This window comes from Leclercia sp. GHBNCSD (assembly GCF_055805075.1).
The window spans coordinates 3,419,229-3,431,077 of sequence record NZ_JBQVYO010000001.1 but is presented as its reverse complement, the minus strand read 5'-3'; the positions used below and the strand labels follow the sequence as shown (position 1 = coordinate 3,431,077).

Annotated in this window: 9 protein-coding genes; 6 read left to right on the top strand and 3 right to left on the bottom strand. The window is 58.2% G+C overall.

Features of this window, described 5'->3' with window-relative positions:
* Positions 1-33 precede the first annotated feature (33 nt).
* From nrdA to yfaE, 3 genes are all read left to right on the top strand, one after another.
* On the top strand, positions 34-2,319 hold the full coding sequence (gene nrdA / locus ACT3IC_RS16435) for a class 1a ribonucleoside-diphosphate reductase subunit alpha (protein WP_159339611.1): 2,286 nt from the start codon (positions 34-36) through the stop codon (positions 2,317-2,319).
* An 81-nt stretch (positions 2,320-2,400) separates the two neighbouring features.
* Entirely contained in the window at positions 2,401-3,531 is a 1,131-nt protein-coding gene (gene nrdB / locus ACT3IC_RS16430; RefSeq protein ID WP_214422221.1) for a class Ia ribonucleoside-diphosphate reductase subunit beta, read from the top strand.
* Positions 3,531-3,785, top strand: coding sequence for a class I ribonucleotide reductase maintenance protein YfaE (yfaE, locus tag ACT3IC_RS16425; RefSeq protein ID WP_103180417.1), 255 nt, complete (start codon positions 3,531-3,533; stop codon positions 3,783-3,785). The genes nrdB and yfaE overlap by 1 nt, the downstream gene beginning before the upstream one ends.
* Positions 3,786-3,868: 83 nt before the next feature.
* On the opposite strand, the gene glpQ is transcribed toward yfaE, so the two are convergent.
* On the bottom strand, positions 3,869-4,930 hold the full coding sequence (gene glpQ / locus ACT3IC_RS16420) for a glycerophosphodiester phosphodiesterase (RefSeq protein WP_103180418.1): 1,062 nt from the start codon (positions 4,928-4,930) through the stop codon (positions 3,869-3,871).
* Between the two features lie 11 nt (positions 4,931-4,941).
* Complete coding sequence (gene glpT, locus ACT3IC_RS16415; protein WP_156654937.1) at positions 4,942-6,294, bottom strand: glycerol-3-phosphate transporter; 1,353 nt, start codon at positions 6,292-6,294, stop codon at positions 4,942-4,944.
* 250 nt (positions 6,295-6,544) lie between these two features.
* Between glpT and glpA the strand changes: the two genes are divergently transcribed.
* The 3 genes from glpA to glpC are packed head-to-tail and all read left to right on the top strand — an operon-like array spanning position 6,545 to position 10,567.
* Entirely contained in the window at positions 6,545-8,173 is a 1,629-nt protein-coding gene (gene glpA, locus ACT3IC_RS16410; protein WP_473478190.1) for an anaerobic glycerol-3-phosphate dehydrogenase subunit A, read from the top strand.
* On the top strand, positions 8,163-9,380 hold the full coding sequence (glpB, locus tag ACT3IC_RS16405) for a glycerol-3-phosphate dehydrogenase subunit GlpB (protein WP_473478187.1): 1,218 nt from the start codon (positions 8,163-8,165) through the stop codon (positions 9,378-9,380). The genes glpA and glpB overlap by 11 nt, the downstream gene beginning before the upstream one ends.
* The gene (glpC, locus tag ACT3IC_RS16400; RefSeq protein WP_103180425.1) at positions 9,377-10,567 is read left to right on the top strand and encodes an anaerobic glycerol-3-phosphate dehydrogenase subunit GlpC; all 1,191 of its coding nucleotides are present in this window, start codon (positions 9,377-9,379) and stop codon (positions 10,565-10,567) included. Before glpB ends, glpC begins: the two co-directional genes overlap by 4 nt.
* 32 nt (positions 10,568-10,599) lie before the next feature.
* Here glpC and ACT3IC_RS16395 read toward each other — a convergent pair whose 3' ends face one another.
* Complete coding sequence (locus tag ACT3IC_RS16395; RefSeq protein ID WP_103180427.1) at positions 10,600-11,799, bottom strand: nicotinamide mononucleotide deamidase-related protein YfaY; 1,200 nt, start codon at positions 11,797-11,799, stop codon at positions 10,600-10,602.
* Between the last annotated feature and the right edge of the window lie 50 nt (positions 11,800-11,849).

The window sequence follows — 11,849 nt, the reverse complement described above, 5'->3', positions numbered from 1 at the left end:
TATTTTCATTTTCACGGACAGGTAAAAACCCACATGAATCAGAGTCTGCTGGTGACAAAGCGCGACGGTACCACCGAGCGTATCAATCTGGACAAAATCCATCGAGTTCTCGACTGGGCAGCAGAAGGACTGAATAACGTATCGATCTCCCAGGTTGAACTGCGCTCCCATATCCAGTTCTATGACGGCATCAAAACGTCTGATATCCACGAAACCATTATCAAAGCCGCGGCGGATCTCATCTCCCGCGACGCGCCGGATTATCAGTACCTCGCTGCCCGTCTGGCGATTTTCCACCTGCGTAAAAAAGCCTACGGTCAGTTTGAGCCGCCAGCGCTGTTCGATCATGTCGTGAAGATGGTCGAGCTTGGCAAGTACGACACGCATCTGCTGGAAGACTACACGGAAGAAGAGTTCAAGCAGATGGACGGGTTCATCGATCACTGGCGTGATATGAACTTCTCCTACGCCGCGGTGAAACAGCTGGAAGGGAAATACCTGGTCCAGAACCGCGTGACCGGCGAGATCTACGAAAGCGCTCAGTTCCTCTACATTCTGGTGGCGGCCTGCCTGTTCTCGAACTACCCGCGTGAAACCCGTCTGGAATACGTGAAGCGTTTCTACGATGCGGTTTCCACGTTCAAGATTTCTCTGCCAACGCCAATCATGTCCGGCGTTCGCACCCCAACCCGCCAGTTCAGCTCCTGCGTGCTGATCGAGTGCGGCGACAGCCTGGATTCCATCAACGCGACCTCCAGCGCCATTGTGAAATACGTTTCCCAGCGTGCCGGTATCGGCATCAACGCCGGTCGCATTCGTGCGCTGGGCAGCCCAATTCGTGGCGGTGAAGCGTTCCACACCGGCTGTATCCCGTTCTACAAACACTTCCAGACCGCGGTGAAATCCTGCTCTCAGGGCGGCGTGCGTGGCGGTGCAGCTACCCTCTTCTATCCAATGTGGCACCTGGAAGTAGAAAGCCTGCTGGTGCTGAAAAACAACCGTGGCGTGGAAGGCAACCGCGTGCGTCACATGGACTACGGCGTACAGATCAACAAGCTGATGTATACCCGTCTGCTGAAAGGTGAAGATATTACCCTCTTCAGCCCGTCCGATGTTCCGGGCCTGTATGACGCCTTCTTTGCCGATCAGGATGAGTTCGAGCGTCTGTACAGCAAATATGAAAAAGACGACAGCATCCGTAAACAGCGTGTGAAAGCGGTTGAACTGTTCTCCCTGATGATGCAGGAACGTGCCTCTACCGGCCGTATCTACATTCAGAACGTCGATCACTGCAACACCCACAGCCCGTTCGATCCGATCGTTGCGCCAGTGCGCCAGTCCAACCTGTGTCTGGAGATCGCCCTGCCGACCAAACCGCTGGAAGATGTGAACGACGAAAACGGCGAAATCGCCCTGTGCACGCTCTCCGCGTTCAACCTGGGCGCCATCAATAGCCTGGACGAACTGGAAGAGCTGGCGGTGCTGGCGGTTCGCGCCCTGGATGCGCTGCTGGATTACCAGGATTACCCAATCCCGGCGGCAAAACGTGGTGCGATGGGTCGTCGTACCCTGGGTATTGGCGTCATTAACTATGCTTACTGGCTGGCGAAAAACGGCAAACGCTACTCCGACGGCAGCGCTAATAACCTGACGCACCAGACCTTCGAAGCCATTCAGTACTACCTGCTGAAAGCCTCGAACGAGCTGGCGAAAGAGCAAGGCGCCTGCCCGTGGTTCAATGAAACTACTTATTCCAAAGGCATTTTGCCGATCGATACCTATAAGAAAGACCTGGATGCGATCGCCAACGAGCCGCTGCATCTTGACTGGGAAGGCCTGCGCGAATCCATCAAGACCCACGGCCTGCGTAACTCCACGCTCTCTGCCCTGATGCCGTCCGAGACCTCCTCGCAGATCTCTAACGCCACCAACGGTATTGAGCCGCCGCGCGGTCATGTCAGCATCAAAGCGTCGAAAGATGGGATCCTGCGCCAGGTGGTACCGGATTATGAGCTGCTGAAAAACAACTACGAGCTGCTGTGGGAGATGCCAAATAACGACGGCTACCTGCAACTGGTGGGGATTATGCAGAAATTTATCGATCAGTCGATCTCTGCCAACACCAACTACGATCCGTCACGCTTCCCGTCCGGAAAAGTGCCGATGCAGCAGCTGCTGAAAGACCTGCTCACCGCCTACAAATTTGGCGTGAAGACCCTGTACTATCAAAACACCCGCGACGGTGCGGAAGATGCGCAGGACGATCTGGCCCCGTCCATTCAGGATGATGGCTGCGAAAGCGGCGCATGTAAGATTTAATGTAAATGCCGGGTGGCGCTACGCTTACCCGGCCTACGATTTTGTTTGCCCGATCTACAAAATCTCTCACAGGACACACTCATGGCATACACCACCTTTTCACAGACGAAAAACGACCAGCTCAAAGAGCCGATGTTCTTCGGCCAGCCGGTCAACGTGGCGCGCTACGATCAGCAAAAATATGACATCTTCGAAAAGCTGATTGAAAAGCAACTCTCTTTCTTCTGGCGTCCGGAAGAAGTTGACGTTTCACGCGACCGCATCGATTTCCAGGCGCTGCCGGAACACGAAAAGCACATTTTCCTCAGCAACCTGAAGTATCAGACGCTGCTGGACTCCATCCAGGGGCGCAGCCCGAACGTGGCATTGCTGCCGCTGATCTCCATCCCGGAGCTGGAGACCTGGGTCGAGACGTGGGCGTTCTCCGAGACGATCCACTCCCGCTCCTATACCCACATCATCCGTAACATCGTCAACGATCCGGCGATTGTCTTCGATGATATCGTCACCAACGAACAGATCCTGAAGCGTGCGGAAGGCATCTCCCACTTCTACGACGATCTGATCGAGCTGACCAGCTACTGGCACCTACTGGGTGAAGGCACCCACACCGTAAACGGCAAAACCGTCACCGTGAGCCTGCGCGAGCTGAAGAAGAAGCTCTACCTGTGCCTGATGAGCGTGAACGCGCTGGAAGCGATCCGCTTCTACGTCAGCTTCGCCTGCTCCTTCGCCTTTGCGGAACGCGAGCTGATGGAAGGCAACGCCAAAATCATTCGCCTCATCGCCCGCGATGAAGCCCTGCACTTGACCGGTACCCAGCATATGCTGAACCTGCTGCGCAGCGGCGTGGACGATCCGGAGATGGCCGAGATTGCGGAAGAGTGCAAGCAGGAGAGCTATGACCTGTTTGTCCAGGCGGCACAGCAGGAGAAAGAGTGGGCGGAGTATCTGTTCCAGGGCGGCTCCATGATCGGCCTGAACAAAGATATTCTCTGCCAGTACGTCGAGTACATCACCAACATCCGCATGCAGGCGGTCGGCCTGGATCTGCCGTTCCAGACCCGCTCCAACCCGATCCCGTGGATCAACACCTGGCTGGTCTCTGACAACGTGCAGGTGGCGCCGCAGGAGGTGGAAGTGAGCTCCTACCTGGTCGGTCAGATTGACTCCGAAGTCAACACCGACGATTTGAGCGACTTCCAGCTCTGATGAGCCGCGTAACGCTTCGTCTTTCTGGCACAGAGCTTCTGTGCCAGGAAGAGCACCCCTCCCTGCTTATTGCGCTGGAATCCCACCAGATTGCCGTTGAATACCAGTGCCGCGAAGGCTATTGCGGCTCCTGCCGCTGTCGTCTGGTGACCGGTCAGGTTGACTGGATAACTGAACCACTGGCCTTCATCAACGACGGTGAAATTTTGCCCTGCTGCTGCCGGGCGAAAGGGGATATAGAGATCGAGATGTGATTGTGCCGGGTGGCGCTTCGCTTACCCGGCCTACAAAACCGCAGTCCATAGGCCGGGTAAGGCGCAGCCACCACCCGGCAATTTCAGCCTTTATCCTTCAAAAAGCTCACCGCTTTATCCGGGAAGTCCGTAAACAAACCGTCCACGTCCGCCTGCTTATATAACACCTCGTAAAGCTGATTCACGTCTGTGGCGTACGGCGGCAACTGGTCAGCACGCACCGTATACGGATGCACCTGCATCTTGCTGGCATGCGCCTCTTTCACCATCGCCGTTAGCTTCACGTGGCCCGGGGTTGAACCTTCCGCCACCAGCATGTGGTAATCGGGTCCGATCCCGTCGGCGTACTGCGCGATCTGCTTCATCGCACCCGGTTTGAACATCCAGTCGTAGTTGTAATTTACCCACTTGCCGTCTGCCTGCTTCTCCTGGGTTTCATTCCAGTCGGTATAGGCGATCAGCTGAACCAGATTGAGATCCATCCCCATCTTTGGCTCCAGCTCGGTTTTGATGCGCTTCAGTTCCGCGGCGTCAAAACACTGGAGCCAGACTTTGTCCTTCTTGCTGGTGTAGCCGTACTGCTTCAGCACCTCCAGCGTTTTCGCGGCGATATCCTTCCCTTCCTGGTGATGGAACCACGGGGCTTTAATTTCCGGATAGATACCGATATTTTTGCCCGTCGAGTGGTTCAGCCCCTGAACAAACTCAATCTCTTCCTGGAAGGTATGGATGCGGAACTCAGATTTGCCCATCGGGAAACGTCCCGGATAAACCTGCACCTTCTTGCCGTTTTCAATCTCGAAGCCCTCGGTAAACTTCAGAGAGCGGATTTCATCCAGGGTGAAGTCGATGGCATAAAAACGGCCATCTTTACGGGCGCGGTCCGGGAAACGTTCCGCCACATCGGTCACCCGGTCAAGATAGTGGTCATGCAGGACGACCAGCTGGTCGTCCTTTGTCATTACCAGATCCTGCTCCAGATAATCGGCCCCCTGCGCATAGGCCATCGCTTTCGCCGGCAGCGTATGCTCCGGCAGATAGCCGCTTGCGCCGCGATGGGCAATAACGATTTTATCCGCCGCCAGGGCGGATCCGGTCATCAGGCCCGCCAGCAACAGACCGGCCGCTATTTGCGTGAATTTCATGGCAGTGCTCCTTATTGACGACGCGCCAGCACGTCCGCGTGGTGACGTTTTTCACCGATCATCACAACAATCAGCAGCAATACCGCCAGCACGCTGCCGCCGATCATCACCATAAAGCCGCCGTCCCAGCCGAAGAAGTCAACGGTATAGCCTACGATGGCGCTCGCCGCGACCGAACCGCCCAGGTAGCCGAACAGACCGGTAAAGCCTGCCGCCGTGCCTGCCGCTTTTTTCGGTGCCAGTTCCAGGGCATGCAGACCAATCAGCATAACAGGGCCATAAATCAGGAAGCCGATGACGATCATACAGGCCATGTCCACGCCCGGGTTGCCCGGCGGGTTGAGCCAGTAGACGACGGTGGCAATGGTCACGAGGGTCATAAAGAAGACGCCCGTCGCGCCACGGTTGCCCTTAAACACTTTGTCCGACATCCAGCCGCAAATCAGCGTCCCCGGGATCCCGGCGTACTCGTAGAGGAAGTAGGCCCAGGAGGATTTATCCAGCGCAAAATGCTTCACCTCTTTCAGGTAGGTCGGCGACCAGTCGAGGATGCCGTAACGCAGCAGGTAAACAAACACGTTCGCTACCGCGATGTACCACAGCAGTTTGTTCGGCAAGACGTACTTCATGAAGATCTGCTTTGCCGTCAGCTCTTCTTCGTGCTTCTCGCTGTAATCATCCGGATAGTCGTTTTTATACTCTTCAATCGGCGGCAAACCGCAGGACTGCGGCGTGTCGCGCATCAGCGCAAAGGCGATAATGGCTACCAGGATTGCCCCAAAGGCTGGCATATAGAGCGCCGCGTGCCAGTCGTTGAACCAGGCCATCCCCAGCAGGAACAGCAGCGGTGGAAGCCCGCCCCCGACGTTATGGGCGCAGTTCCAGACCGACACGATACCGCCGCGCTCTTTCTGCGACCACCAGTGCACCATGGTGCGTCCGCACGGTGGCCACCCCATCCCCTGGAACCAGCCGCAGAGGAACAGCAGCACAAACATAATGGCGATGCTGGAGGTCGCCCACGGCACAAAGCCCATAAACAGCATGACCGCTGCCGCCAGGATCAGGCCAGCGGGCAGGAACACGCGCGGATTCGAGCGATCCGACACTGACCCCATAATGAATTTCGAAAAACCGTAGGCGATAGAGATCCCCGACAGCGCGAAACCAAGATCGCCGCGTGAGAAGCCCTGTTCCACCAGGTAGGGCATGGCGAGTGCGAAGTTTTTACGTACCAGATAGTACGCCGCATAGCCAAAGAAAATCCCCATGAAGATTTGCCAACGCAGACGGCGGTAGAGAGGGTCTATCTCTGCCTCTGGCAGTCGCGCCCGATGTGGCGCAGGTTTAAAAATACTGAGCATAACAGCCTCCGTGGCCTTTCAAAAAGTGACCGGACATCACGCGCCCGGCTAGAGAGGCGGGGATGTTAAGAAATCACGGTGATTGTTACTGTGAATCAACGCACAGATTGTTACAGAAATATGACAGAATGCGCAAAAAAGCGCATTAAATCACGTTTCACTTTCGAATTTCGCTCGTTTGTGTTCGATATCAAACAAACCACAGTTTTTATGTGGCTAAATGAGACAAAACGAACACTGAGGGATGGCAATGACAATTCACGATCCACGCTATAGCGATGTGATTATCATTGGCGGGGGCGCGACCGGCGCAGGCATCGCCCGCGACTGCGCGCTCAGGGGGCTGAGCGTCACGCTTCTGGAGCGCCATGATATTGCAACAGGCGCAACCGGACGCAATCATGGTCTGCTGCACAGCGGCGCCCGCTACGCCGTCACCGACGGCGAATCGGCCCGCGAATGTATCGCCGAAAACCAGATCCTCCGGCGCATTGCCCGTCACTGCATTGAGCCCACCGACGGTCTGTTTATTACGCTTCCCGAAGACGATCTCGCCTTTCAGTCAACCTTCATTACCGCCTGCCAGGCCGCAGGCATTCAGGCGCAAGCCATTGACCCGGCCCTAGCACGCCGCATCGAACCTTCGGTTAATCCGGCATTGACCGGGGCGGTGAAAGTTCCGGACGGCACCGTGGATCCGTTTCGCCTGACGGCGGCCAACATGCTGGACGCCCGCGAGCATAGCGCGCGGATCCTGACCGGCCATCAGGTCACCGGGCTTATCCGTGAGGGGCATCGCATCGTAGGTGTGCGGGTCCTGGATACGCGCTACAACGAACACCACGAGCTCTATGCCGCCGTGGTGGTCAACGCGGCGGGGATCTGGGGGCAGCGCATCGCGGAATACGCCGATCTCTCTGTGCGCATGTTTCCGGCCAAAGGCTCGCTGCTGATCCTCGATCACCGCATTAATAACCATGTCATCAACCGCTGCCGCAAACCGTCTGACGCAGACATCCTTGTACCCGGCGATACCATTTCGTTAATCGGGACCACCTCCACCCACGTGGACTACAGCGAGATTGATTTCAATCGGGTCACCGCAGAAGAGGTCGACATCCTGCTGCGTGAAGGAGAAAAACTGGCGCCGGTGATGGCCCAGACCCGTATCCTGCGCGCCTACGCGGGTGTGCGTCCGCTTGTTGCCAGCGATGACGATCCGAGCGGACGCAACGTCAGCCGCGGCATTGTGCTGCTTGACCACGCCGCGCGCGACGGGCTGGACGGCTTCATCACCATCACCGGGGGTAAATTGATGACCTACCGTCTGATGGCCGAATGGGCGACGGATGCCGTCTGCCGCAAGCTGGGCAATAGCGAACCGTGCGTGACCGCGGAACAGCCCCTGCCCGGCTCGCGCCAGTCCACCGAGAAAACAGTGCAAAAAATTCTCTCCCTGCCCGCCCCCCTGCGCGGTTCGGCTGTCTATCGCCATGGCGACAGAACACCGGTCTGGCTGGGCGAAGGACGGCTGAGCCGCAGTCTGGTATGCGAGTGCGAGGCCGTTACCGCCGGGGAAGTGCAATACGCGGTGGAGAATCTGACGGTGAATAGCCTGCTCGATCTCCGTCGCCGCACCCGCGTCGGGATGGGCACCTGTCAGGGGGAGCTGTGTGCCTGCCGTGCCGCCGGGCTGTTGCAGCGTTTTCATACCACCACCGCCACCCAGTCGCTCGATCAGCTCAGCGATTTTTTAAACGAGCGCTGGAAAGGCATTCAGCCTGTCGCCTGGGGCGATGCCCTGCGTGAAAGCGAATTTACCCGCTGGGTGTACCAGGGGCTTTGCGGTCTGGAGAAGGAGCAACACGATGAAATTTGATACGGTGATCGTCGGCGGCGGGCTGGCGGGTCTGCTCTGTGGCATCAAACTCACGAAGCAGGGACTGCGCTGCGCCATTATCACCCGGGGCCAGAGCGCCCTGCACTTCTCGTCGGGCTCGCTGGATCTGCTGGACGAAACGTACCGTGACAAACTGCCGGCAGAGCATCCTTATCACCTGATCGGCGCACAGCACATTGACCGCTTCGCCCTGGAGACCGAAGCGCTGCTGGCTGATTGCGGCGCACGTATGCAGGGGAGCGCCAGGCAAAATCACGCGCGCGTCACGCCGCTTGGCACCCTGCGTTCCGCCTGGCTCAGCCCGGAGGAGGTCCCCGTTGCCCCGTTCAAGGCCACGCGCGTGCGGGTGGTGGGTATTAGCGGTTTTCTGGATTTTCAGCCCCATCTGGCGGCGGCCTCGCTCAGTCGCCAGGGGGTCAACGCTGAAACGGCAGAGATTGACCTTCCTGAGCTGGATCTCCTGCGCGACAATCCCAGCGAGTTCCGCGCGGTGAATATTGCCCGTTTGCTCGATAACGAAGAGAAATGGCCGCTGCTGTATGAGGCGCTCAAACCGCTTGCAGAGGGATGCGATGCGCTCTTTATGCCCGCCTGCTTTGGCTTAGGTGATAACCGGCTGTGGTGCTGGCTCTCCGACCGCCTGCCCTGCTCGCTCGGCCTGCTGCCAACGCTTCCTCCGTCCGTACCCGGCATTCGCCTGCATACCCAGCTTCAGCGCCAGTTTGTGGCCCAGGGAGGCGTGTGGATGGCGGGCGATGAGGTGAAAAAAATCACCCTGACTGACGGCTCGGTGAGCGAAATCTGGACTCGCAATCACGACGACATTCCGCTTCGCACGCGTTACGCGGTGCTGGCAAGCGGCAGTTTCTTTAGCAACGGTCTGCTGAGCAGCCGGAAGGGCATTCGCGAGGCGATTATGGGGCTGGATGTGCGCCAGAGTGCCTCCCGCGCGGACTGGTATCAGAGCGATTTCTTTTCCCCGCAGCCCTGGCAGCAGTTCGGCGTGATTGTGGATAACCAGCTGCATCCGCAACTTTCCGGAAAGCCAGTTCCAAATCTCTACGCCATCGGTTCGCTTTTGGGCGGATACGATCCTATCGCCCAGGGCTGCGGCGGCGGCGTCTGCGCCATAACGGCGCTCTATGTAGCAGAGCAGATTTGCCAGCGCACGGAGGCTGAACAATGAACGACACCCGCTTTGAAAGCTGCATCAAATGCACGGTCTGCACCACCGTCTGCCCGGTCAGCGGCGTTAACCCGCGCTATCCCGGGCCGAAACAGGCCGGGCCGGACGGCGAACGCCTGCGTCTGAAGGACGGCGCGCTGTACGATGACGCGCTGAAATACTGCATCAACTGCAAACGCTGTGAAGTCGCCTGCCCGTCGGATGTGAAAATCGGCGACATTATTCAGCGCGCCCGGGCACGCTATAGCACGCAAAAACCGTCGCTGCGCGATGCCATTCTCAGCCATACCGACCTGATGGGCAGCGTCTCCACGCCGTTTGCCCCGCTGGTGAACGCCGCGACCTCGCTGAAACCGGTGCGCCAGCTGCTGGATGCCACGCTGAAGATCGACCATCACCGCAGCCTGCCTAAATATTCCCACGGCACCTTCCGCCGCTGGTACAAATCCGTAGCGGCAGACCAGGCGCGGTATGCCGACCAGGTGGCGTTCTTCCATGGCTGCTACGTGAATTACAACCACCCGCAGTTGGGCAAAGATCTGCTGAAAGTGCTGAACGCCATGGGTACAGGCGTGCAGTTGCTGAGCAAGGAGAAGTGCTGCGGTGTGCCGCTGATCGCCAACGGGTTTACCGATAAAGCGCGCAAACAGGCCAGAAGCAACGTCTCGTCGCTGCGCGAGGCCATCATCGATAAAGGCATTCCGGTGCTGGCCACCTCCTCGACCTGCACCTTCACGCTGCGCGATGAGTATCCGCACCTGCTGGAGGTGGACAATACCGGCCTGCGCGAAAAGATTGAGCTGGCGACGCGTTTCCTGTGGCGCAAGCTGGACAGCGGGCAGACGTTACCGCTGAAAAACTTACCCCTGAAAGTGGTCTACCATACGCCCTGCCATATGGAAAAAATGGGCTGGTCGCTCTACACGCTGGAACTGTTGCGGTTAATTCCGGGGCTGGCGCTGACGGTGCTGGATTCGCGCTGCTGCGGCATTGCGGGGACGTACGGCTTTAAGCGTGAAAATTACGAAACATCACAGGCAATTGGCGCGCCGCTGTTCCGCCAGATTGAGGAGAGCGGCGCCGATATCGTGGTGACCGACTGCGAAACCTGCAAGTGGCAGATAGAGATGTCCACCAGCAAGCGCTGCGAACATCCCATCACGCTGCTGGCGAAGGCGTTGGGTTAGGTATCGCCGGGGCCGCCGCCCCGGCAAACCGGTTACTCAACGAACAGCGATTCCACCACGTTGATCCAGCCGTGCTCGCTGGCCACCTCCTTACCTGCCAGCCAGCGACGCAGCATGTTCAGCGCCATCATGGCGCAGACCTCCTGACGCACCGCCAGGCTGTGGCGGCTGATACCCATTTTGACTCTTAAGGCATGGGTCCCTTCCGGCGTGGCGAGCGCAAAATTGAGATACTCTTCATCCAGTCCCCCGACAAACAGCGCCAGACCGGCAAAATGTTTCACCCGGCGTTCTGACGCCCAGCGTGCCGTCTGCGCCAGCGTCTCCTGCTGGAAGGGCACCACTTCGCTGGCCAGCAGTGGGGCACTGGCCCGGTTTAACTGCAACGCCAGCAGGCCACCGGTAAACTGCTCGCTCAGGGTAACGCTCAGCTGGCGCGACTGCAGATGCTTCGCAATCTGCGCTGGTAGCCCTTCCGTACCCTCGAAAATAAGACTTTCGCCCGCCACGCGCTGCACTTCCGGCCAGAGCGCCAGCATCGCCGCTTTCTGCGTCGCAGGCCCGGTCAGCTTGAGTTCAATGATCGGCATGGAAGAGCGATAGCCCATGGATACCCCCGGTGGCAGCGGCAGGTGATCGAGGCTCTGCGCCAGATCGCTTTCCGAGCGGCCAAAGGTGGTCAGGCGCAGGCAGACTGGCGGTTCAGGCAGGGTAAAACGTTGACGAAGGCGCGGCAGGATCTGCTGTTCGACCATCACTTTAAATTCAGACGGGACACCCGGCGTGAAGAACATCAGGCAGCGGTTCAGTTGAACGGCGAAACCGCAGGCGGTACCCACCGGGTTATCGACCAGTTCGGCGCTGGCCGGGATTTCAGCCTGTTTGCGGTTGCTGGGGGCCATCACGCGGCCACGTTCGGAGAAGAAACGCTCCATCTGGGCCAGCCACGCCTCATGCAACACCAGCCCTTCGCCTTTGGCGGTCGCGGCAGCCAGCGCGCTGAGATCGTCGCCGGTGGGGCCGAGCCCACCGTTCACAATCAGCACGTCGCAGTGTTCGCTACGCTCGCGCAGAACAGTCACCAGCGACTCAAGACTGTCGCCTACGGTATTGCGGCGCGTTAACGGTAATCCTTGCTCAAAGAAAAGATCGGCAAGCCAGGCAGCATTGGTATCAATAATCTGTCCATGCAGCACTTCGTCGCCGGTGGATAACATCTCCACGTTAATCATTGTGTTCTCCCGCTTATATGGTGAAAACACTATAGCGCAATCACCGGCAC